The 22,571-nt window shown below is 72.3% G+C and carries 20 protein-coding genes and 1 pseudogene; 3 read left to right on the top strand and 18 right to left on the bottom strand.

Features of this window, described 5'->3' with window-relative positions:
- Positions 1 to 261: 261 nt before the first annotated feature.
- Positions 262 to 864 carry a thymidine kinase gene (locus ACWEOW_RS06005; RefSeq protein ID WP_452268258.1) on the top strand — a complete coding sequence of 201 codons (603 nt, stop codon included), beginning with the start codon at positions 262 to 264 and terminating at the stop codon, positions 862 to 864.
- Positions 865 to 949: 85 nt separating this feature from the next.
- On the opposite strand, the gene ACWEOW_RS06000 is transcribed toward ACWEOW_RS06005, so the two are convergent.
- Together ACWEOW_RS06000 and ACWEOW_RS05995 are read right to left on the bottom strand one after the other, a co-directional pair.
- Positions 950 to 1,981: an HNH endonuclease signature motif containing protein gene (locus ACWEOW_RS06000; protein WP_452268257.1), complete on the bottom strand. Its 1,032-nt coding sequence runs from the start codon at positions 1,979 to 1,981 to the stop codon at positions 950 to 952.
- Positions 1,982 to 2,414: 433 nt separating this feature from the next.
- A pseudogene (locus tag ACWEOW_RS05995) lies at positions 2,415 to 2,735 on the bottom strand (DUF222 domain-containing protein); the annotation flags it as partial.
- A 145-nt stretch (positions 2,736 to 2,880) separates the two neighbouring features.
- Here ACWEOW_RS05995 and ACWEOW_RS05990 point away from each other — a divergent pair.
- Entirely contained in the window at positions 2,881 to 3,294 is a 414-nt protein-coding gene (locus ACWEOW_RS05990) for a RidA family protein (RefSeq protein ID WP_452268256.1), read from the top strand.
- A gap of 278 nt (positions 3,295 to 3,572) precedes the next feature.
- Here ACWEOW_RS05990 and ACWEOW_RS05985 read toward each other — a convergent pair whose 3' ends face one another.
- The 11 genes from ACWEOW_RS05985 to ACWEOW_RS05935 form a co-directional block, all read right to left on the bottom strand.
- On the bottom strand, positions 3,573 to 4,757 hold the full coding sequence (locus tag ACWEOW_RS05985; protein WP_452268255.1) for a VWA domain-containing protein: 1,185 nt from the start codon (positions 4,755 to 4,757) through the stop codon (positions 3,573 to 3,575).
- Positions 4,747 to 7,044 carry a DUF5682 family protein gene (locus ACWEOW_RS05980; RefSeq protein ID WP_452268254.1) on the bottom strand — a complete coding sequence of 766 codons (2,298 nt, stop codon included), beginning with the start codon at positions 7,042 to 7,044 and terminating at the stop codon, positions 4,747 to 4,749. Before ACWEOW_RS05980 ends, ACWEOW_RS05985 begins: the two co-directional genes overlap by 11 nt.
- A 3-nt stretch (positions 7,045 to 7,047) precedes the next feature.
- Entirely contained in the window at positions 7,048 to 8,145 is a 1,098-nt protein-coding gene (locus tag ACWEOW_RS05975) for an ATP-binding protein (protein ID WP_452268253.1), read from the bottom strand.
- Positions 8,142 to 9,659, bottom strand: a complete 1,518-nt coding sequence (locus tag ACWEOW_RS05970; protein WP_452268252.1) for a DUF5691 domain-containing protein — start codon at positions 9,657 to 9,659, stop codon at positions 8,142 to 8,144. The genes ACWEOW_RS05975 and ACWEOW_RS05970 overlap by 4 nt, the downstream gene beginning before the upstream one ends.
- The gene (locus tag ACWEOW_RS05965) at positions 9,656 to 10,972 is read right to left on the bottom strand and encodes an SWIM zinc finger family protein (protein WP_452268251.1); all 1,317 of its coding nucleotides are present in this window, start codon (positions 10,970 to 10,972) and stop codon (positions 9,656 to 9,658) included. Before ACWEOW_RS05965 ends, ACWEOW_RS05970 begins: the two co-directional genes overlap by 4 nt.
- A 61-nt stretch (positions 10,973 to 11,033) precedes the next feature.
- On the bottom strand, positions 11,034 to 13,259 hold the full coding sequence (locus tag ACWEOW_RS05960; protein WP_452268250.1) for an acyltransferase family protein: 2,226 nt from the start codon (positions 13,257 to 13,259) through the stop codon (positions 11,034 to 11,036).
- A 63-nt stretch (positions 13,260 to 13,322) separates the two neighbouring features.
- Positions 13,323 to 13,538 (bottom strand): hypothetical protein, encoded by a 216-nt coding sequence (locus ACWEOW_RS05955; RefSeq protein WP_452268249.1) that lies wholly within the window; start codon positions 13,536 to 13,538, stop codon positions 13,323 to 13,325.
- 74 nt (positions 13,539 to 13,612) lie between these two features.
- Positions 13,613 to 13,861 carry a hypothetical protein gene (locus ACWEOW_RS05950; RefSeq protein ID WP_452268248.1) on the bottom strand — a complete coding sequence of 83 codons (249 nt, stop codon included), beginning with the start codon at positions 13,859 to 13,861 and terminating at the stop codon, positions 13,613 to 13,615.
- Positions 13,862 to 13,913: 52 nt separating this feature from the next.
- Complete coding sequence (locus tag ACWEOW_RS05945; RefSeq protein WP_452268247.1) at positions 13,914 to 14,897, bottom strand: hypothetical protein; 984 nt, start codon at positions 14,895 to 14,897, stop codon at positions 13,914 to 13,916.
- Between the two features lie 133 nt (positions 14,898 to 15,030).
- Positions 15,031 to 15,351 (bottom strand): DUF2853 family protein, encoded by a 321-nt coding sequence (locus tag ACWEOW_RS05940; protein WP_452268246.1) that lies wholly within the window; start codon positions 15,349 to 15,351, stop codon positions 15,031 to 15,033.
- 83 nt (positions 15,352 to 15,434) lie between these two features.
- Positions 15,435 to 16,421 carry an ArsR/SmtB family transcription factor gene (locus ACWEOW_RS05935; RefSeq protein ID WP_452268245.1) on the bottom strand — a complete coding sequence of 329 codons (987 nt, stop codon included), beginning with the start codon at positions 16,419 to 16,421 and terminating at the stop codon, positions 15,435 to 15,437.
- A 58-nt stretch (positions 16,422 to 16,479) separates the two neighbouring features.
- Here ACWEOW_RS05935 and ACWEOW_RS05930 point away from each other — a divergent pair, with 58 nt between their 5' ends.
- A complete protein-coding gene (locus tag ACWEOW_RS05930) occupies positions 16,480 to 17,682 on the top strand; it encodes an MFS transporter (protein ID WP_452268244.1) in 1,203 nt (400 codons plus the stop codon).
- On the opposite strand, the gene ACWEOW_RS05925 is transcribed toward ACWEOW_RS05930, so the two are convergent.
- From ACWEOW_RS05925 to ACWEOW_RS05905, 5 genes are all read right to left on the bottom strand, one after another.
- Complete coding sequence (locus ACWEOW_RS05925) at positions 17,679 to 18,023, bottom strand: ArsR/SmtB family transcription factor (RefSeq protein ID WP_452268243.1); 345 nt, start codon at positions 18,021 to 18,023, stop codon at positions 17,679 to 17,681. The two genes, ACWEOW_RS05930 and ACWEOW_RS05925, sit on opposite strands and share 4 nt — an antisense overlap.
- Positions 18,020 to 18,475, bottom strand: coding sequence for an SRPBCC domain-containing protein (locus tag ACWEOW_RS05920; protein ID WP_452268242.1), 456 nt, complete (start codon positions 18,473 to 18,475; stop codon positions 18,020 to 18,022). The genes ACWEOW_RS05925 and ACWEOW_RS05920 overlap by 4 nt, the downstream gene beginning before the upstream one ends.
- A gap of 108 nt (positions 18,476 to 18,583) precedes the next feature.
- Positions 18,584 to 21,532, bottom strand: a complete 2,949-nt coding sequence (locus ACWEOW_RS05915) for a helix-turn-helix transcriptional regulator (protein ID WP_452268241.1) — start codon at positions 21,530 to 21,532, stop codon at positions 18,584 to 18,586.
- A gap of 84 nt (positions 21,533 to 21,616) precedes the next feature.
- Positions 21,617 to 21,778 carry a hypothetical protein gene (locus tag ACWEOW_RS05910; RefSeq protein ID WP_452268240.1) on the bottom strand — a complete coding sequence of 54 codons (162 nt, stop codon included), beginning with the start codon at positions 21,776 to 21,778 and terminating at the stop codon, positions 21,617 to 21,619.
- A 146-nt stretch (positions 21,779 to 21,924) separates the two neighbouring features.
- Positions 21,925 to 22,521 (bottom strand): LysE/ArgO family amino acid transporter, encoded by a 597-nt coding sequence (locus ACWEOW_RS05905; RefSeq protein WP_452268239.1) that lies wholly within the window; start codon positions 22,519 to 22,521, stop codon positions 21,925 to 21,927.
- Between the last annotated feature and the right edge of the window lie 50 nt (positions 22,522 to 22,571).

The raw sequence follows: 22,571 nt of genomic DNA, 5'->3' as shown, positions 1-22,571 counted from the left end.
GCACGTCACGCCACATGCGCAGCCTTCCACTCCTTCTGGCTGACCCGCGAGTAGACAGGGGACTTTGTCGGGTCACGCCCACCGAATGAGCGGGGTATGCCGTCCCGAGCCGTGTCCCGAGCGGCCTGGGTCCGCGGTGTCCGCGGTGTCCGAGTCGGCCGCGGTCGGGTGCGCGCCCCGCCCCGAGGAGGTGGCCGGGATCGTCTTTGTCGTCGGCGGGGCGTACGGCGTCGTGTCGGTGCCGGTAGATAGGTTCTCCGGGTGACCACGATCGACGACGTCAGGCAGGCAGTCCGCACCGCGTCGGAGGTGTCGCTCGATGTAGTGCTCGGTCCGATGAAGTCCGGCAAGAGCCTCGAGCTCATCTCGATGCTGTCGCCGCTCCAGTTCACTCGGGTGCGTCACCGCGTCTTCCAGTCAGCGCGGCACGTCCGCGACACCGGGGTCACGTCGCGCAGCGGAGGCGTGCTCACGACGACGAAGGTGGCGAGTCTGGCAGCGGCCCTCGACGAGGAGCTCGATGTCGTCGCTGTCGACGAGATCCACATGTTCGACGTCGCGGATGTCGCCGTGGTCAACGAGCTGCTCCGGCGCGGCACACGCGTCGTCGTCGCCGGGATCGACCTGGACCACCGCGGCGAGCTGTTCAGCACGGTGCGGTCCCTGCTCGAGCTGGCTCCCGACGCCGTGACCTATCGGCGTGCCGTCTGCGACGTCTGCCACGAGTATCGCGCCACGCACACCCAGGTGCTCCGCTCCGACGTTCCGTTCCTCGACGACCTCGGCGGCCAGGCGCTCCCCGATGACGGCACCTTCAGCTACGAGGCCCGCTGCCGCACCTGCTTCGCGTTCCCTGCTGCATAGGGGCATGTGCCTCGGTCCAGCGAGCGCCGATCTGGCGCGTCGCCGCCGCGGCAGGCGCGGACCATGTCGCGGGGCCACGGAGCCGCTACTGGTCCCGGCGTTGGCGGGGTGGGGTGAAGTCGACGAGGCTGAGGTGCAGGGTGCCGCCGGTTGGTGCGGGGTAGGTGCGGCCCAGGCGTGGGCGTGGGCGGGTCCGGTCTGCCCGTGACGGGCCGGCGGACGAGTGCAGGTCTCCGCGTGCGCCGAGGCTGGGGTCGTCGTTGGTGATGGTGTCGGTGGGCATGGTGGCGTGATGTTCGGTGTGAAGCGGCAGGAGGCGGAGTCCGGCGGGGTCGCGCCGGTCGGGACGGGGTGGGTCGAATGGTGGCGGTTGCTCCTGCCTCGGGTGGGTGGTGGTCAAGCCCTCCGGCGCGGGGCCGGGCGTTCGGTCGGGCTCACGGCCGGGCGAGTGCCCGGGTGGGCTGATGCGCAGCCCGGTGCGGGTGTGGAAGTGCAGGCCGTCGGGGCGGGTGGGATCGCCGGTGATCGTGTAGTCGCCGCGGTGGTGCCCGTCGTGGTGGTGCGGGCACAGCGACAGCAGGTTGGGCAGGTCGGTGGGGCCGCCGTCGCGCCAGTGCCTCAGGTGGTGGACCTCGAGGTAGCTGCCGGCCCCGCAGCCGGGGAACCGGCAGCCGCGGTCGCGGTCCAGGACCAGGACCCGGGACCGGTTCGGCACGACCCGTTGGGTGTCGCCGACGTTGACCGGGTGCCCGTTCGTCGTCCAGACCGGGGTCAGTGTGCCCTCGCAGGTCAGGCCGTCGATGAGGTGCCGGGGCAGACGCGGTGTTCCGGTGAGCCAGCCGCCGTCGGTGTCCAGGAACACGTTGACCCGGTACCGCGACCGCCGCGCCGGGGTGGCCGCCGCGTGCATCGAGCGGGTGGCGATCAGGGTGAACGCGTCGGCCCAGGTGACCCGCGGCTGGCCCCCAACGCTGCTGGCCCCCAACGCTGCTGGCGCCGGCGCCGTCGAACCCGTCCGGGCCGGTGCGGTCATCGAGGCCGCCCCGAGCGAGACCGCCGCACGCGCCCTCACACGGCCGGTCAGACGCAGGGCCAGTCGCAGGGTCAGAGGCCTCACCGGCTGACCTAGCCGCGTCGTCGGTGCCGTGCTCGCTGCCAGCTCCGGTGCCGTCGCCGTTGTGGTCGCTGCCGGGGTCGCTGCCGGGGCCGATCTCGGGGCCGATCTCGTGGCCGATGTCGGTGTTGGCGTCGGTGCTGGCGTGGAAGAGGTGGTCCTTGGCCTCGGTGAGGGCGGCCTGGACGAGGGCGCCCTGCTCGGGTGGGGCGTCGTACCGCAGCCGGAACCGGCCGTCGGCGTCGAAGCCCATGCTCAGGGCGGCCGGGGCGATCAGGGTGGGCAGCCCGTCAGGGCCGGTGTTCGGGTCGGGACGCTGGGCCGGCAGCAGCCGCCCCTCGGAGTCGTGGCTGTCCGGCTCGAGGGTGAAGTCATACCGGCTGACGGTGCGATGAAGCTGCGTGACGGTGGCGTGCCGGGCGAACTCTGCCACGGTCGCATCGAACTCGGCCGGGGTGTGCCGGGCCACGACAGCGGCCTGGTCCAGGCTGATCGCGCCCTGCTGGAGCGCGGCCGCGGTGGCGGGCAGCTCGTCCTGGCGGCGGGCCAGCAGCACGACAGCGGCCGCCTGCCCGCGCGACAGACCGGCCCGCACCATCAGCCAATGCTCGGGCGAGCGGATCCCGGGGGCCGCCCACGTGTCCTCGGCCAGGGCTCGGGTGACCAGCTGGACCAGGCGTGCGTGGGCGTCGTGCAGGTCCGCGGCCAGGGCCGCGACGAGCTCCCAGTCCTGCTCGATCTGCGTCTCGGTCGCCATGCTTCATCGTACACCTGTTCGAACGGTGATGCACGTTTGCCTGTGGAAGACAGTGTTACCGTCCAGATGGTGCGATCCGTGCTTGGGGACCGGTAGGCGACAGAACTCAGGGACGAGCCGCGCACCAACTTGTTACCGTCCGGACATGACCTCACCCGACTCGGCCGTGCGCCTCATCCGGTCCGACGCGCTCACGGACACCGCACCGTATGCCTACGCCGCGACAACGGCCGAGCCTGCGCGCCTCGTCTTCGCCGCGGGGGCCTGTCCGCTCGACGAGAACGGCGCGACCGTGGCCCCCGGGGACATCGAGGAGCAGGCGCGGCGTTGTGTCCGCAACCTCGTCGCGGCCCTCGAGGCGTCCCGCGCGACGTTGGCTGACGTGATCTACACGCGTGTCCTGGTCGCAACCACGGTTCGCGAGGACCTCGTCAGCGCGTGGACGGTCGTGCACGACGCGTTCGGGGACCACGAGGTGCCGAGCACACTTCACGGCGTGACCGTGCTGGGTTATCCGGACCAGCTGGTGGAGATCGAAGCGGTCGCGGCGCTCGCCTGAGCCACATGAGTGGGGCTCCACGGTCGCTGGTCCTGCCGACCTGTGACTGAGCGCTCACTCGACTGGAGGGACCACGTCGGGTGGTGGGTTCGATGCGCCGGGGTGGCCTTGGTGGCGGTCGACGCGTGATGCCTGCCTTGTTACTGAGCGCCCACTCGACTGGAGGGACCGCGTCGAATGGGAAGGTCGACAGCAGAGGGTGCGGCCGGCATACGGGGCGGCAGACGGGGCGGCAGACGGGGCGGCAGACGGAGCGGCATACGGGCGGCGTAGCGGGGTCAGGCTGGTGGGTCGGGCTCGTGCGTCGTGACGATGTCGTTGGCGGCCGCCCAGGCAGTGATGTCGCGTCGCTCGATCGCGGTCGCCATGAGCTCGGGGAACTGGTCCGGGGTGCACGCGAAGGCGGGGACCCCGACGGCGGCGAGCGCGGCGGCGTGGTTCGGGTCGAAGCTCGGCCGGCCGGAGTCGCTCAGCGCGAGGAGTGCGACCATCGTGGCCCCGGACGCGACGATCGACTGGGCGCGGCGCACCATCTCCTCGGCGATCCCACCTTCGTACAGGTCGCTGATGAGCACGAGGATCGTCTCAGCGGGCTGGTCGATGAGGCTTTCGCAGTAGGCGAGGGCGCGGTTGATGTCGGTGCCACCGCCGAGCTGCACGCCGAAGAGGACGTCGACGGGGTCGTCGAGCTCGTCGGTGAGGTCGACGACGCTGGTGTCGAAGACGACGAGGCGGGTCGACACGGAGCGCATGGACGCGAGCACCGCCCCGAAGACGCTGGAGTAGACGACTGACTCGGCCATCGAGCCGGACTGGTCGATGCAGAGGATGATCTGGCGCTCGACCCGGGTGGCGCGGCGGGCGTACCCGACCAGCCGCTCCGGGATGACGGTGCCGTGTTCAGGCTGGTAGTGCTTGAGGTTCGCGGCGATGGTGCGCTGCCAGTCGATGTCGGACTGCCGGGGTCGGCGGGTGCGTGCGGCGCGGTTGAGGGCGCCGGTGACGGCCTGCACCGTCTCGGCACGGAGCCGCTCCTCCAGCTCGTCGGTGACGACCCTGACGACGGACCGGGCGGTGGCACGCGAGCGTTCCGGGATGACGCGGTTCAGCCCGACGAGAGTCGAGACGAGGTTGATGTCCGGCTGGACGGCTTCCATGAGCTCGGGCTCGAGCAGCAGCTGGGTCAGGCCGAGCCGGTCCATGGCGTCGGCCTGCATGACCTGCACGACGGAGGAGGGGAAGTACCCGCGGATGTCGCCGAGCCACCGCGCGACCCGGGGCGCCGAGGCGCTGAGCCCGCCCTTGCGGTCGCTGTCGTAGAGCTGGCGGAGCGCCTCGTCGCGCTTGGTGTCGTCGCCGTCGAGGACGGCCGCGTCGCCGATGCCGTCGGCCTGCTCGCCGCCGAGCACCAGCCGCCACCGGGTGAGCCGGTCGCGCCCCACCGTCGATGCCTCATCCGCCACCCGAGATCACCTCCCGCGAACCCAACACACCCGAAAGCCCGAGCAGCCGCGCGACGGCCAGCACGGCGGGTGCCGCGCGGTCGAGGTCGACCGATGCCGGACCGCTGCGGCCGTATGCCGGGTCGTCCCGATCGCGCCGACCGCTGCCCCCCAGCTCGCGCAGGTGCTCGCCGATGAGCCGGCGCTCGGGAGGCTGGAACCGCGAGAACGTGCGCCGCACGAGAGGCAGGAGATCCTCGAAGGTCTCGTCGGTCGTGCCGGCGAGCCACTCGTCGATGGTCGACAGGAGGTCGTCGTCATGGACGAGCAGCAACGCCTCACCGGTGAGGAACCCGTCGAGCCAGGCTGCGGCCGCCGGACCTCCGGCATGGGGCGAGAGCCGGCGGCTGAGGCGGGCCGCGGCGTCATCGCGCGACAGCAGGGCGCCGTCGAGGAGCAGCCGGTTGACGCGTCCGGAGACCGACCCGTGGATCGCCTCGTCGCGCGCGACGACGGCCAGCGCCTCATGCCACGGGTCACGGAGCTCCGGACGGTCGACGAGCGCGATCCCGCGGTGGGCGGCCTCGACGGCACGCCGCATCGCGTCTGCGCTGTCGTCGTCGAGACTGGCGCAGGCCGGCCGGAGCCCGACGGCGGCGCGCACGACGACGGTCTGGAGCACATGCGCGACGTCGGCGACGTCCACGCCGCGCACGTCGCCGTAGCGGCAGGTTCGGGCGAGCGGTTCGACGGTCTCGAGCAGGGCCTGGGTGTCGTGCTGCCGCGCGGTGCGGTCGGCGAGCGAGGCGACGACGGCGCGGAGCCCGGCAGGGAGGTCGGCGAGCAGACACTGCTCGATCAGCGAGCCGAGAGGTCCGAGCTCGGTGGCCTTCTCGGCCTCCTCGGTCACCCGGGCCTCGGCGGCGCTCTTGACGGTCGTGCCGTAGAGGCTCGCCTCGATGAGGGCGACGGCGAGCTCGGGGGTCCACTCGAGCTCCCATGCCTCCTTGAACGTGCCGGTCGTGGCGCCGGCGTCGGTCTGCGTGCCCCAGCGGACGTCGAGGATGCTCAGCCGGTGCAGCAGCACCGACCGCGCCAGCTGCGCCTCGCGACGTAGGTCGAGCTGGATGACCGCCGAGGTCGGCGACACCTTGAGCCGCAAGGACCTCTGCTGCCGCGCGAGGTCGCTCGCCAGGGGAACCATCGGCGTCGAGTCGGGCACCTGACCGAGCTGCTCGCCGATGACCAGCGTGCGGTCGATGAGCCTCAGCGGCAGGTCGGACCCTTCGGCCAGGACCGCCTGAGCGGCGTCGGTCAGCTCGCTCAGTCCCACGGAAGGGCGGCCGCGGACGGCCGCCAGAGCCTCGGCCAGCCGGGCCGCCTCGACGGCGGACGCGGTCGAGGCGTCGAGGCTCTCGCTCCGCAGGGCCCGGGCGACGCGGACGAACCACGAGGGGACGACCTCGTCGTCGGGCGTGACGAACAGGTGCTGGTACCACCCCGGCGAGCGGACGCCGGCGCCGTACCCGCTGGCGTAGGACAGCCGCTGCGACGTCCACGGCGCCCACGTCGCGGCGACCTTGACCCGCGGCAGCTTGCTGAGCAGCGCGTTGTCGCGGGTCGCCGGAGGGTATGCCGCTGGGTCGAGAGCCGGGGCATGGTACGCCCCGCACACGACCGCGATGCGGTCTCGACCCGAGCGCATCTCGGATCGAATCACCTTGCGCATGAAGGCTTCTCGCTTGGCATCGTCGTCGACCTCGAGCGAGCCCCGGACTGCGTGCATGGCGTGGCGGAGGTGTGCGAAGTGCTCGAGCGAGGAGGTGCGCCGGTGCTCGACGGCGTCCTCCCACCAGCGTTCCGGGTCGTCGTAGCCCGCGGCGCGAGCCAGCTCTCCGATCGGGTCGACTCGCCGCGACCTGACCCCGCGGTCGTCGTCCTCCGCGTCGGCGAGGAAGTGCGTCGCGGGCAGGTCGGCGAAGCGGACGTCGACGCGGTGCTCGAGCGCCCAGCGCAACGCTACCCACTCCGGTGAGAAGACGGCGAACGGGTAGAACGCGGCGCGCCTGGGCGACTCGACGGCATACACGAGCCCGGCGACGGGCGGGACGAGGTCAGGATCGGCCGCGAGCGGGATGAGTGCATCGAGCTCGGGCGGTCCCTCGATGACCACGACGTCGGGCCGCAGCTCCTCGAGCGCACGCCCGACCGATCGGGCCGAGCCCGGGCCGTGATGCCGGATGCCGAGCACCTCGACGCGCGGCCCGGCCCGCGGGGCCTCCTCGACGGGGACTGCGACCGCGCTCATCGCTCAGCCGAGCTCGCGGCAGGCGCGGTAGAGGTCGGTCCAGGCGGTGCGGTCCTTGACGACGGTCTCGAGATACTCCTGCCAGACGATCCGGTCCTGCACCGGGTCCTTGACGACCGCGCCCACGAGTGCGGCCGCGACGTCCTCGGCCCGCACCGTCCCGTCGCCGAAATGGGCGGCGAGGGAGACGCCGTTGGTCATGACCGAGATCGCCTCGGCCGTGGACAGCGTGGCCGAGGGCGACTTCACCGTCGTGCGCTGGTCGGCCGTGACTCCTGAACGCAGCTCGCGGAAGACGGTGACGACCCGCTCGATCTCGTGAACGGACTCGAGGCCGGCCGGAAGCTGGAGGCTGCGGCCGAGCGACTCGACCCGGGTGCGCACGATCTCGACCTCCTGGTCGAGGGAGTCGGGCAGCGGCAGGACCACGGTGTTGAACCGCCGCTTGAGCGCCGAGGACAGGTCGTTGACGCCCTTGTCGCGGTTGTTCGCGGTCGCGATGACGTTGAAGCCCGAGAGCGCCTGGACCTCGTCGTCGAGCTCGGGGATGGGCAGGTGCTTCTCGGACAGGATCGTGATCAGCGAGTCCTGCACGTCGGCGGGGATGCGGGTCAGCTCTTCGATGCGCACGAGGGCCCCCGTCTCCATGGCGCGCATCACCGGGCTGGGCACCAGTGCTGCACGGGTGGGCCCCTCGGCGAGCAGCCGCGCGTAGTTCCAGCCGTAGCGCAGCGACTCCTCGGGCGTCCCAGCCGTCCCTTGCACGACGAGTGTCGAGGAGCCGCTGATCGCCGCAGCGAGGTGCTCGCTGACCCACGTCTTCGCGGTGCCGGGCACGCCGAGCAGCAGCAGCGCGCGGTCGGTCGCGAGCGATGCCACGGCGATCTCCATGAGACGACGCGAGCCGAGGTACTTCGGCGTGATCTCCGTGCCGTCGTCGAGGGTGCCGCCGAGCAGGTAGGTCGTCACCGCCCACGGCGACAGCCGCCAGTGTGGCGGGCGAGGCCGGTCGTCCGTGGCCTCGAGGGCAGCCAGCTCGGTGGAGTTGGCGTCCTCGGCGTGGGCGCGCAGAACCGTTGTGGCGGAAGGGGTCTCGCTCATGTGAAGGCCTCGGTGATCGATCGCTTGACGGAGTGGAACTGAAGGAGGTGCCGGAGGTTGGTCGCGAGGGCGCGGTCGGCTCCGCTCTGGCTGAGCCACGACTCGAGCGCGGCGAGCGCGGTGGGGTGCAGCCCGGCGACCAGATGTGGCATCGCGTGCGCGACGACGAACGAGCCCGTCTTGGACGCCCGCAGGCGCGCCACGAGGGCCGCGCTGAGCTGAGGGGACCAGGGCGGGTCCAGAGCGCCGAGCAGCGCCGCCGTCTCGAGCGGCCGGTCGGGGCTGGACTCGACGCGCGCGAGCACGACACTCTCGCGCTGGTGACGGGGCAGCGCCCCGACGAGGCTCGCGTCCCAGCGGAGCTGGAGCAGCGCGAAGGCCCACTCACCGTCCCGCCGGGCCCGCACCGCGCGCCGTATGCCGGCCAGCGCGTCGTCGTCGGACAGCCGGCGTGCCGTGGTGTCGGGGTCTGCGCCGCTGGCCTCGGTCCAGACCTCGAGCGGCGCGCCGGCGCTGATCTGTTCGAGCCACCAGCCCCGCGCGGATCGTCGCGGGGGTGGCTTGCCCAGGCCGTCGCGGACGCCGGCTCGGTCGGGCTCGTCGGGCATGCGGACGTCGAGGGCGCGCTTGAGCACGCCCGTGGCCTGGACGAGCGGACGCAGCCGTGCCGCCAGGCGATCGGCCCGGGCGGAACCGGGGAGGCCGTCGAGCAGCTCCCAGGCGACCTCACGGACGGTCTGGGCCCGGTCGTCGAGGGCCTCCTCGAGGAGCGGTTCGTCGTCCGGTCCCAGCCCGATGCGGAGGGCTTCGAGGAAGGCGCGGCGGTCCCGGGCCGCGTCGGAGCTCCAGGTAGACATGACGAGAGAACGGGCCGCAGCCGGGTCACGCGCTCGGAGGGAGGACACGACCGCCAACCGGTCCGTCGAGCGCAGGCGCGCCCACTCGTCGGCCGGCACGGTCGGCTCGGCGGAGACGTCGACCCCGGCAGCAGCGTCGAGCGCCCACCGCCAGTCGTCGCGCTGGGACGCGAGCCACAGCCCGCGCCGGTCGAGCACGGCCGCGGCGAGGCGACGCAGGTCGCGATGGCTGGTCGCGAGGTCGAGCAGTCCCGGCATCAGCCCGTACGGCACCCGCCGCCCGGCTCCGGCGGCGGTGCGAAGCCAGTGCGCCAGCAGGGCCGAACGCTGCTGCGGGCCGGCGGGCGGCTGGCTCAGCACGAGCTCGAGGAGCTGGATGGCGAGACGCCCGGCCTCGGGCCGTTCGTCGGCCGGGGAACGGTCCGGCGGGTCGCCGTGCTCGAGCCGGGACCCGGCGCGCAGCGCTGTGGCGCCCAGCGCGACCGCGTCGAGCAGCGCCTCCTCACGCGGCGGCGGGTCGCCGGCTCGCCCGAGCACGCCGGCGCCACCGAGACGTGGGAGCCCCGGGACCGGCCGTCGCGCCGTGCCGACCAGGGCGGCGTTGCCGACCTCACGCCACCAGCGCTCGAAGTCCGTTCCTGAGGCGACGCCGCTCACAGGGACACCGCCTCGCCGTCGACGACCACGGTCAGCACGCGGATCCAGTCGCCCTCGACCTCGCCGAACAGGCGCGCCGGGTGGCCGCCGGTCCGCGCGAGCAGCATCCACACGTCGGTGTCGTCGGTCAGCCGCATCGTCGCGCCGTCCGTGTCGACCACCGCTCCCGTCGACGCGCGGGCCGCCTCGACGACGACGGGCACTCGCCGGGTCCACGGGTTGAGCCCCAACGTCGCCGCGGCGGCCCGCTGGGCATCGAGCAGCGTGGATCCGGACGGCATACCGCCTCGCTCGGGCACGACCGCCGGCTCGTCGGCGAACAGCGCCCGCCGCACCGCGGCACCGGGATAGCGCGCGACGGTCGCGTCGAGGGTCGAGCCGACGACCCGCGCAACGGGCAGGACCTGGCCCGACATGGCGAAGTCCAGCACCTGGACCGTCTCGCCCGACTCCGCACCGAGCAGCCAGGTGCGCTGCTGCTGGAGGCGCCCGTCGTCGGTGCGGTGCGCGCCGAGCACGGTCCACCGGTCGCGCAACGCGTCCTGGGAGCGGACGGCCTCGGTGGCGAAGGACCAGCCGAGGTAGGCCCGCAGGTCGCCGACCTGTGCGTCCGACAGTGACGCTCGGGCGGCCCACGCCCGGGTGGCGGTCCACCACCGCCCCAGCGCGACGAGCAGCCGGTCCGACCAGTCCGGCCGCCAGCTGACGTCCGCGCCGACCGACCGCACGTCGTCGGCGAGACCCGGCAGCTGTGCGTCGACGAGCCTGGCGGCCGTCCCGTCCCACCAGGCATAGGGCTGGTGCCGCGCCGACGCCGTGCCGGACCGGACGAGGTCGGTGAGCCAGCGCGCGAAGTCCTCCATCCCGGCGTCCATGAGCGCCAGGCGATCCTCGAGACGCTTCGCAGCCGCAGCGGGGTCGGGCGTCCTCGTGCCTCGCGATGACGCGGACGCAGCGCGGGCGGCCTCGCGGGCGTGGCGTTCGGCGGCCCAGTCGGCCGCGAACCCGGCGGCCTGCTCGACATCGGCGACCGACCCGGACCCGTCGACCCACAGCAGCAGCAAGGCAAGACCGTGCTTGCACGGGAACTTGCGGCTCGGGCACGAGCAGCGGAACGCGGGCCCCGTGAGGTCCACGCTCACCTGGTAGGGCACGCGGCCCGACCCCTGGCACTTGCCCCAGACGAGCGTGTCGGTCGAGCCCGTGTCGGACCACGGGCCGGGCCGCGCGAGCCGACGCGCGGACGCCAGCGCCGACGCGTCGGGCGCGAGGTCGGCGACCTGGGCTGAGGTCCAGCGGATCCGTGGGCTCATGACTGGCACATCATGACCCACGGGGCCCACAGCGAGCGGCCCCGCGTCCGCATCGTCAGCCTCAGGGAATGACCCCGGCGGCCCTCATCATGTACTTGAGGTCCGGAGCGAGCTGGCGGGCGTACTGCACCGACGTGTGGAGGTAGTCCCCCTTGAGCACGGTGCCGGTGTTGGTGGTGAAGATCGGGCAGCTGCCGTCCACGCAGTACCAGTGCGTCGTGTCGATGAACGTCGCACCCTGCACCTTCTTTTCGGTGTCCCGCGTGCGCGCCCACCAGGAGGGTATGCCGGTGACGCACCGGCGGGGGGACCCGCCGGGCCGGTAGCAGTCGAGGAACGCGACGCCGGGCATCGAGGGCCCCATGAGCACGACCTTGCCGACGCTCCCCTTGATCTGGTCGACGAACTTCTGGTCGGCCGCGAGCCACTCCCTGGCCGACGCCTGGCCCTTGGCGTCGGACTTGAGCCGGACGGCCCAGGCGTAGGTCTCGATCATGATGAAGACGGCGGGCTTGGACTTGCGGATGTAGTCGAGGGTCATCTTCCGGTGGTTGACGCACGGGATGGCCCACTCGTCGCGGCCGAAGTCGGCGTTGACACCGTTGACCGCGCAGGCGATCTTGGTCATCCCGCGGATCTTGTACTTCTTCCCGTACGCCTTCTCCACCGTCGCGAGGAGCGGGAAGCCGAGAGAGTCGCCGTAGACGATGATCTCGGGGCCGTTGCGGTTGCCGAAGGTGCAGGAGCTGGGGTCGAACGCGTCGGTTGCGGCGCACGCCTGCATCGCCGTCCGTTGGTCCGCCGTCGTCTGCCACTCGGACGGGGAAGGGTTGAGGTCGGCAGGCCACGACGAGGACGCGAGGGCGCCACGCAGACCTTGCTGGACGTAGGTTCCCGTGGCGCCCAAGGGAATCGGCTGCCAGGTCGGCTCGGGTGCGGCAGTCTTGGTCGCGCTGGGTGAGCCGGTCGCCGGGGTCGGAGTCGGCGAAGGCGCCTCCTCGGTCGGCAGGGCGTCGGACGCGGGTGGCGGCACGCCACCGCCGTCGAGGTCGCCCGCGACGACGTCGGAGGAGCCGGAGAACAGGTCTGGCCGCGCGGAGGCGACCCCGGAGACACCAGCGACCAGGAGCACGAGCGCCAGGGCCGCGGCGAGCATCCCGCGCCGCTTGGCCACCCACCAGGCGCGCCACGAGCGGCCCGGGGCGCCGGCCCCACCGAGCCGCGGTGCGTCGAGGATCGGCCGCTCGACGAGGTGATGGCTCACCACGGCGAGCAGCACGGTGAGTGCGAGGACCACGCTGCGCGTGACCCAGGTCGTCGTCGAGAGGATGACCGGCGCCATGACGATGAGGGGGAAGTGCCACAGGTAGAGCCCGTACGAGATGTCGCCGACGTAGCCGCTGGCGCGGTTGGTGAGCGCGACGGAGCCGCGCACGGGTTCGCCGATGCCGGCGACGAGCACGAGGGCCGTGCCGAGGAGGGCTGCGATCGCCGCCGGGTAGGGCACACCTGCGCCGGGCCCGACCAGCACGTATGCCGTGAGCAGCGTCGCGAGGCCGGCCCAGGAGAGCGCGGCCCGGGTCGCGGGCCCCAGCCGGACGGCACTGAGCGGGATCGCGGCGAGAGCGGCGCCCGCGGCCAGCTCCCACTCGCGCGTCAAGGTCGAGTAGTAGGCGGTCGTCGGGTCGGACACCCCCTGCACCACGGCCCACGTCACGGACGCGATGCCGACCACGGCGGCGAGCATGGCGATGGCGGCCCGCTGGCGGCGGACGGCGCCCACGAGGACGCACGCGAGCACGACGAGCAGGGGCCACGCCAGGTAGAACTGCTCCTCGACCCCGAGCGACCAGTAGTGCTGGAGCGGCGATGGCGCCGCGCCGAGGTCGAAGTAGTCGTCGGCCTGCTCGGCGTAGTGCCAGTTCGCGGCGAAGAAGGTGGCCCACAGGGCGTCGACTCTGACCGACGCCGCCTTCGCGGGTGCGTACGCCCAGGACGAGACCGCGACGACGGCCGCGATGACGATGAGGGCGAGCGGGAGGATGCGGCGCGCTCGCCGGGCCCAGAACCCCCGCAGCGACGTGCGGCCGGTGCGCTCCCGCTCCCGGAGCAGCAGCCCGGTGATGACGAAGCCGGAGACGACGAAGAACGCGTCCACGCCGAGGTAGCCACCGTGCGGCCAGCCGGTCAGGTGGAAGGCGATGACCCCGATGACCGCGACGGCACGCAGGCCCTGGATGTCCGCCCTGCGTGCGGAGCGTGGCGTGCCCACCTGGCCGTCAGTCATGCGGAACAGCATGCACCGCGAGCCTCAGCTGCGCGCGGGTTCCCGGGTCACGGTTCGGCCAGGTCAGCCGGAGAGCGAGATGACGAAGGCGACGAGCCCGCCGACGAGAAGAGCGGCCAGGGTGATGCCGGCGACGGCGAGGCCCACGCTGCGGTCCCGGCCGCCGCGGGGGGTCATCGGATCGGCAGGCGACGCGGTGTCCCACTGCACGATGTCAGCCAGCTCAGGGTCGGTCGGGTGCTCCGTGTGGTCGACGTGCGTCTCGTTGGCGGCGGACATCGGGCCTCCTTGGGGTGTCGGCACGGCTGTCGAGCCTAGCGACCTGTCGGCTTGATGTCTCGTATGGGTGGTTGTCAGAGGTCGACCATGCTCGGGTCGCACGACCCGTAGCGCATCACCTTCATGACGTGGTCGGAGACGCCCGGGGCGGCGGGCAGGCGCACGTCTGCGATCGACGTGGTGGCTGACCGCTCCACGTGGGGTGCGGAGCGGGGTGAGGCGACGGCCGCCGTGCCGGCCATCGTGGTGAGGGCGAGTAGGCCCGTGACGGCCGCTGCAGTCAGCGCGCTGCGGCGGGTGAAGCCATGTCGGCGCATGTCCATCCATCCAGTCTGCGCCGGGATCGTCCGCACGTCCATGTGGTCGCGACGCTCGTCAGACGGCGGGAAGCCTGGTGACCCAGTACGGCACGGTTCCCGGCGTGGAGAACCGGGCGTTGACCGCCCAGAGCCAGCCCCCTGCGAGGGTCGCGGTCGACGGGAAGTCGAGTGATGGGTCGCTGCGCGCGCCCTGCCACTTCGCGGTCCAGCCGCTTCCGCCCGGTCGCAGCACAAGGACCGACACCTCGTTCAGCCCGCTGCCGCGGACGTTGTAGAGGACATCGCCGTCGACGAGCAGCCCGTCGCCGGAGGTGACGCCCGGGCCGCCGGTGACGGGGATCGACCTCGTCACGCCGGTGGCGGGGGCGACCTGCCACAGGCCGCCGAACTGGCTGTTGTTGAGCACGATGTCGCCGTCGGGCAGGAGGCGAATCCCGTTGGCGTTGATGAAGGTTCCGTTGCCGGCTGGCCAGGCTCCGGAGAGGGCCACGAACGAGGGAGCCCCGGCTGAGTTCGTCGTGTGGTCGTGTGGAATGACGGTGAGCCGGTCGACGAACGAGTCGGTGACCCACACGGCGTCCTCGGTGACGACGAGGTCGTTGAGGAAGCCCGAGCCGGGGACGACGACGTCGTGCATGACGGCACCAGACGTGTCATCGACGCACCAGACGTGGCCGACCGTGACCGGCCCGGTCGTGACGCCGCCGACGGCCCAGACCACCCGGCACTGCCGGTCCCAGAACAGGCCGCGCAGCGACCGGCCGGAAGCGCCGGGGAGCAGGGTCGCGAGCCCGCCCGCGATGAGGTCGCCCGTGACGATCCGGCCGTCGGCCAGGGAGCCGACGTAGAACGTCGTGCCCGGTCCGGACGTGATGCCCTCAGGCCGGTAGCCGACCGGCAGGTCGACGGTCTCGGGCGCCGGTGACTGGCGCCTCGAGGAGGCCGACGCCGCTGAAGGGGCGCTGATGGCGATGGCCGCCGAGGCGGCCGCTGTCGTGAGTACGGTCCTGCGCGAAGGGTGTGGAGCGTGAGTGTCCATGCTCCACTCTGCGCACGCGCCGGCCGCTCAGTCGACCCCTGTCGGGCGCACCGCAGCCGTATGCCGCCCACCTGGGTGAGCGGCATACGGCTGGGTTTGACTGTGGTTCAGGATGACTCGTGCTTGCCGCGGGTCAGCGGAAGAGGTCCAGCTTGTTGTACTTGTCGGCGAGAAGGTAGTAGACGGTCACGCGGTTCTTCGTGCGGTCGCCCTTGAGCGTCTGGCCGACGTCGGCCAGGGCCGCATCGAGATCGGCGTCGCAGTCGGTCAGGCCGAGCTTCTTCTTCATGAAGCTCTCGCGGACGCGGTCGAGCTCCGAGCGATCCGTGAACGACACCAGCGACGAGTCACGCTTCTGCAGGGCGATGCCGCAGTGCTTCACGATCCCCGCGATCGCTGCGTCGTCGGCGTCAGGCGCGTAGATCTTGACGTCTGCTGCCCAGTCTTCTGCCATGTCTCTTGCCTCTCCAAGTGTGAGATTGATGGTCACAACAGGTGCGACGCTAACGACTGATCGTGCCGCTGCGGAAGAGCGACTCACGGCCGCAGCGGGTCGGTTTCCGCGCGCCCGCTCGAGGCGACGAGGGCATCGCCGAGCGCCGTCCGCCAGTAGAGGACCTCGCGCCCGGACCTGCGGCGCAGCACGGTCCCGGAGTCGAGCAGGACCTTGAGGTGGTCGCCCACCGAGCCGAGCGGCATACCCGTCGTCGCCACCAGTGCCGAGGTGCTCGCCGGCGCGGACAGAGCCCGCAGCAGGCGTGCCCGGGGCGCTCCAACCAGCCGGTCGAGGCCCCCAGCAGCCTGGCCGTCCACCTGCGCGAGAGCACCCGTGACCGGGTAGTAGACGGCATACCGGTGCGGGATGTCCCACCCGACCCAGCGGGCACGGTGGTGGACCGGCACGAAGAAGAGGTCGGCGTCGTCGGCGAGGGTCCGCGACGGCAGGTCGTAGTTGTTGATCCGCAGCTGTCCGTCGCCGAGCCACTCGCGGTCACGGCCGAGGTCGCGCAGGACGGCTGCCCAGCCGTGGCTGGCGAGGCGCGTCGTGCGGGCGACGATGTCGGCGCGCAGGATCCGCTCACGGCGGGCCCAGTCGGTCGCGATGGTGTGCACCCAGACCCAGTCGAGCAGCTCGGCGGCGGCGTCCGCCGTGCCGGGCCGGGTCAGGACACGAGGCAGCGCCGCCTCGGGCGAGCTCTCGCGCAGGAGGGCGCGGATGCGACGGTCGCCGAGGCGCCGGACGTCCTCGAGCTCGTCCGGGAACGTCATCCGGTCGCCGGTCGGGGGCAGGCACAGCCAGTCGGAGATCCACCCCGGACGCCATGAGTGGTCGAGCACCGCTCGGCGCACCGGATGCGCCTCGAGCATCGCCTCGAACGCCTCCCGGTGCGTCGCGGCGAATGCGCGGCCGGCCGGGTCGGAGGGCCGCACCAGGTCGTTGAGGGCCCCGACGGTCTCGATGCGTGGTGACACGACGAACCTGCTCCGCGCGAGCAGGTCGGCCGAGATCCGCCAGGTCCCCATCTTTCGCCTCCAGCCGAAAGATTAGGCACTGTCGTCGGCTGTGGCCATAGTGGAGCCGGTGAAGACGTACCGCCAGCTGTTCGCCGTCGGCGAGTTCCGGGTGCTGTTCCTCTCCCAGTGCCTCACCCTCGCCGCGCACTCGGTCGCGTCCCTCGCGCTCGGCACCATCACGTACCAGGCCACGGGATCGCCGATCCTCACGGCGCTGAGCATGTTCGGCGGCCCGCTCGTCCGGCTCCTCGGGACCGCGTTCCTCGGTGCGATCGCCGACATCATCCGGCCGCGCACGGCACTGCTCGTCGTGGCGCTCGCCGGCCTCACCGCCGACCTGCTCCAGGCGATCCCGGGTATGCCGTGGGGCTGGCGGTTCGCGCTCCTGGCGATCCCCTGGCTCGTCATGTCCGCGACGGGCGGGTCGATGATCGCGCTGATGTCCGACATCCTGCCGCCCGACGCGTTCATCCTCGGGCGCTCGACCATCAACATCGCCGTCGGAGTCATGCAGATCGTCGGCTACGGCCTCGGCGGGATCCTGCTGCTGCGTTTCACGACCACCCAGCTGTTCCTCGGCGCAGCCGTCGCGAGCCTCGTCACCCTTGTCATGGTGCGGTTCGGGCTGCGCGACCACCCGCCTCGGGTCACCGGGGCGAAGGTCGTCGGACGCACGCGCGAGGTGAACCGCCGCCTCCTCGGGTCGCGGCTGCTCCGCCCGGTCTTCCTCACCCTCTGGGTGCCCAACGGCCTCGTCGTCGGGTGTGAGGCGCTCTTCGTGCCGTATGCCGGCGAGCGGGCCGGGTACCTCTTCGCGGCCGCAGCCTCCGGGATGCTCATCGGCGACATCGTGGTCGGCCGGTTCGTCAGCGAGCCGGTCCGTGAGCGGCTCATCGAGCCGCTGCGGGTGCTCCTCGCGGTGCCCTACCTCGGCTTCCTCCTTGTGCCATCGCTGCCGGTCGCGATGGCGCTCGGCTTCGTGGCCTCGGCCGGGTTCGCCGCGAGCCTCCCGCTGCAGGAGCGGCTCGTGCAGCACACGTCCGGAGAGGTGCGCGGGCAGGTGTTCGGGCTCAACAGCACGGGGCTCATGGTCGGCCAGGCCGTCGGGGCCTTCGTCGGTGGCGTCGTCGCCCAGCTGCTCGGGCCGACCCACGAGGACGTCGCGCTCGCGATGACGGTCATGGCGGCCCTGTCGCTCGTGACGACGGTGGCCCTGACGCCCGGTCTGCGCCGCTCGCGGCCCACGGTCTTCGCAGGCGCGGGGGGCTAGAGCTCGCTGCTCTCGGCGATCCGCTTGATGGTCGCCAGGCGGCGGTCCCAGTCGGCGGCGAGGGCCGACATCCAGCGGGCGGTGACGTTCAGCGCATCGGGCCGGACGGCATACAGCACCTCGCGCCCGACCTTGCCCCGCGAGACCAGTCCCGCGGACTCGAGCACCGCCAGGTGCTTGACGATGGCCTGCCGAGACACCGGCAGGCGCTCGGCGAGCGTCGTCGCCGTGACCTCACCCAGGGCCGCCAGCAGGTCGAGCAGCTGCCTCCGGGTGGGGTCGGCGAGGGCGACGAGGACGCCGTCGACCGCATCCGCCGGGTCGGATGGGTGGTCCGTCACACGGAGGCTCGTTCGGCCCGGGCGACGAGGTCGTCGATGACCTGCTTCCAGCCGCCGGTGTTGTCCGCGTGGGCCTTGGCGCCCACCTGCTCGCCGCCGACCAGCGCTGCGAACCCGCTCTCCACGACCTTGAGCCGGGTCTGGTCCCCCTCGGACGCGAGCGTGAACTCGATGAGGGTGCTGTTGTCGTCGCGGACCGGCTCGCCCGGGAAAGCGCTGGCCCACCGGTAGGCGAGGTAGGTCTGCGGCTCGACCTTGACGACCTCGACCGGGAAGTTGCCGTACTCGGGGTGGTTGACGACGACGGACTGGCCCTCGGCCGCCACGACGGTGTCATCAGCGGACTGCGGTGCCTTGTCGTACACCCAGAAACCGGGTGCGGCGACGAGCGACCAGACGCGCTCCAGCGGGGCGGATATGAGGGTCTCGCGTTCGATCCTGTCCTCGGTCATGAGGGTCTCCTTCTACGTGGCTCATGGGGTCAACGTGCAACTCAATGGTTGCACGTTGATCCGGAACCTGCAACCCCTCAGTTGCACATGGCCGATGATCTCATGCCGTCAGGGCACCAGGCCGCGTTGCCGGGCGATCGCCGCGGCCTCCGTGCGGCTCGAGGCGCCGAGCTTGGCCAGCACGTTGGACACGTGGACGCTGACGGTCTTGGTCGAGATGTAGAGCTGCTTGCCGGCCTGGCCGTTGGTGAGTCCTCGCGCGACCAGCTGGAGCACCTCGAGCTCGCGCGGCGTGAGGTCGACGGCCGCGGCGGCGCCCGGACCCGGTTGCACCGAGTCGAGCTCCGCGAGCAGGGGCTTCGCCTCGAGCCGGACGGCGACCTCACGGGCCCGCTCGGCCGCCGCGCGCGATCCCGCGGTGTCGCCGGCGGCCCGTAGCGCGGACGCCAGGCGCGCTCCGGACCGCGCGCTCTCGAAGACGTGGCCGTAGCGGTCGAAAGCCGCCACGCTGGCACGCCAGGCTTCGACGAGCTCGCTCGCCTCCGGCGGGTCGTCGAGGTCGGCCGTATGCCGCAGGCGCAGCAGCTCCGCGTCCAGCCGGGCGATCCACGCCCATGTCTCCCGGCTGGTGTCCTCGAGGGACTCGGCCGCGGCCCGCTCGAACTTGGGCCGGCTGGCCTTCTCGACCGCAGGACGCAGGATCCCGATCTCGTGCGCGCGGTCGGCGAGCGTCCCGACGAGGCGCACGAGCCGGCCCCGGAGAGCGGGGTCGACGCGCGGCGCCCACGTCGCGGCCTGTCCGGCCACGAGCGCCGCGATGCGCACGATCGCGTGGTACTCGCCCCAGGCGCGGTCCAGGGTGGCGACCGCCGCCTCGACGAGGTCGAGGGTCGCTTCCATGTCCCCGGTGTCGCCGAGCAGGTCGATGCCCGGCATGACCGTCAGCACCACACAGAGCCCGTCGACGTGCCACCACAGCCGCAGCTCGCCGAAGACGTCGCGGTTGACCGGCTCGCCGCGCCCGGCCTGCACATGCAGCATCGCGGCCGTGAAGATGGACCGGCCGGGCTGCGGCGCCGGCCGCCCGCCCAGGTCGAGCCGCCGCACCGCGCCGTCCCAGTCGCCCAGCTCGTAGGCCGTGAGGCCGCCGAGGTAGCGGCACTCCTGACCCCACGGCGCCCATTCACGGTGCATTCGCCGGGCGACCTCGGCGCCCGCGTCGTACTGTGCGAGGGCGCCCGGAAGGTCGCCGCGACGGTGCCGGATCGCCGCGAGCTGGTGCAGGACTCGCAACAGCAACGGGTCGTCCCGGTCGATGTCGGCGACGATGCCGCGCAGGTGCTCCTCGACCGAGTCGAGGTCCTCGTTGGCCTCGAGCACCCTGGCCAGGATCGTGCGAAGCTCGGCGAGCGAACCACCGAGCCCGAGGCGCTCGGCCAGGATCGAGACCTCGTTGCCGACGACGGCGGCCTCGACGAAGGCGCCGTTGTCGACGAGCGCCTGCACCCGGGCCACGAGAACTCGCACCCGCAGCTCGTCGGCCTCCTCACCGATGAGGGAGACCGCCTCGTCGGTCAGGGCGATGGAGTCGACCGGGAGGTCGAGGATGCGGGACCGGCTGACGAGCGTGGCCAGCAGGTCGGCTCGCGCTCCGGGCGCCTGAGCGGTGCCGGGGTGGTCGAGGCGGTCACGGAGCAGGTCCATGGCCCGGACCGGCTCGCCCGCGACCATCGCCGCCGCCGACGCTCGAAGCGTCACCTCGTCGCGCTCGGGGTCGTTCTCGTCGAGCCAGGTCAGCGCCCGCTCGAAATGCATCAGTGCGTCCTGAGGCCCGCCGACCGCCATCGCCGCCTCGGCAGCGGCGCGGCTCGCCCGCACCGCGGTGGGCAGGTCGCCGATGGCGGCGGCATGACGCGCGAGCTCGGACGAGGAGGCCAGCTCGGGGTGCTCGGACAGCACTGCGGCATACGCCCGGTGGAGCCTCAGCCGCTCGCCGGGCAGCAGGCTGTCGGCGACGGTCTCGCCGAGCAGGGCGTGACGGAAGGTGTACGCGGGCGGCCAGCGGGTCTCGAGGACGTGATGCTCGACCGCGGACGCGAGAGCGGCCTCGAGCGTCTCGTCGGGCAGGCCGGTGACGCGGGAGAGCAGCTCGTGCCCGATGTACTGGCCGCCCTTGAGCGCGATGGCTCGCAGCACGCGCTGCGAGGTGTCGTCGAGCTGCTCGACGCGGGAGCGGAGCACCCGGCTCAGGCCGCCGGTGACGGTCTGGCCCGACGCGGCGCTCGCGACGAGCTCCTCGGCGAAGAACGGGTTGCCCTCGGCCCGCCGCGCGATCTCGTCGGTGGTGTGGGTGTCGGTCGGTGCGCCTTCGATGCCCGACACCAGCTCGCGAACCGCGGCGTCGGTGAGCGGGGCGAGGTCGACGTGCTCGAGACCGGCGATGCGGGCCCAGATGGCCAGCGTCTCGTGCAGCGGGTGGCGCCGGTACAGGTCGTCGGAGCGGTAGGTGACGACGAGTCCGACGGTGGTCGTGAATCCCCGGGTCAGCAGCAGCGTGAGCAGGTCCCTGGAGGAGTGGTCGGCCCAGTGCACGTCCTCGACGACGACGAGTGTCGGGACGGCGGCACCGAGGGTCGTCAGGAGCGCGTGCACGGCTTCGGCGACCTGGCCGGGGTCGGTGGAACGCCCGGCGGCGTCGGCGTCATGCAGTTCGGGCCGTCCGGGCAGCAGGTGCCCGAGGCTCGGGTGGGACTCCAGCACCTTCTCGACGACCTCGGGGTGCGCCGCGTCGATCGCGCCGAGGAGCTCGACGAAGGGGAGGTACGCCAGGCTGCTGCCGGCCTGGCCGACGCAGTGGCCCACGGCGGTGAACCAGCCGGCGCCGTCGGCGTCGGCGAGCGTCTGGCCGATGAGCCGTGACTTGCCGATGCCGGCATCTCCGGACAGCACGACGACGCCACCGGCGTCGGCACCCGTCGGGGTGCGCAGGCCGATGGCGTCGGCGAGTCGGGCGAGATCAGGGTCCCTGCCGATGAGGGCGCCGGTGCTGAGCGGCATACGCGAAATCATCGCGTACGGCGCCGACATCAGCAGGGACATATTTTCGGGATGGACCGGGCGGGCGGCCGACATGGCGGACGCTCACCGGGGCCGGTTCGGGCTGAGCTCCTCCCGAGCGGCGCGTGACATGGTGCGCCGGATCACTTCCAGAGACGAGTTGCGGGGACCGCGGCGCCCACGGCGGGCGTAGCGGGCGTCCATCTCAGCCTGGACGGCTCGGAAGTCGAGGTAGTTGCTGTTCATGACCGTTCCTTCGTGAGGGCTGCTCTGACTCCTCAAGGTTCGGTTCCTGAGGTAGCGCCCCACATCGGACGAGGTCCCTATTTCGTGCTCCCGTGACTACCTCAGACGGGCACCGGGCGGCTGCGCGGGGGCCTGAGGTAGGTGCCTCAGCCCAGCGCGAGGCTCGCGGCGACGGCGAACATCACGAGAGCGATGAGGACGTCGAGGACACGCCAGGTCACCGGGCGGGCGAAGAGGGGGGCGAGCAGGCGCGCCCCGTAGCCGAGGCCGCTGAACCACAGCACGCTCGCGGTGATCGCGCCGGCCACGAACCACCATCGGCCCGACGCACCGTGCTGGTTGGCAAGGCTGCCGATGAGCAGGACGGTGTCGAGGTAGACGTGCGGGTTGAGCCAGGTCAGGGCGAGCACCGTGGCCAGCACGCCGCCGCGCGACGGCGTCGCGGCGCTCCCCTCGAGCACTCGCGGGCGTCGCGCGCTCCAGAGGCAGGTGATGCCGTAGCCGACGAGGTATGCCGCCCCCAGCCACCGCGCCCAGCTGAGCAGTCCCGGGTGAGCCGTGACGAGGGCTCCGACGCCGAGCACCCCGGCGACCACGAGGACCGCGTCCGAGAGGGCGCACACCGTCACGACCATCCCGACGTGGTGGCGGCTCAGGCCGGTGCGCAGGACGTAGGCGTTCTGCGCACCGATGGCGACGATGAGCGAGGCCATGGTGAGGAAGCCGGGAAGGAGCGAGGTCACCACACGACGGTAGGGCGGGCGCCCGCGATAAGGGAAGCGAAGGTTCCTAC

The organism is Monashia sp. NPDC004114 (assembly GCF_053603855.1).
Note: the sequence above shows the minus strand (reverse complement) of the source record. Positions and strands in the feature narration are given on the sequence as shown.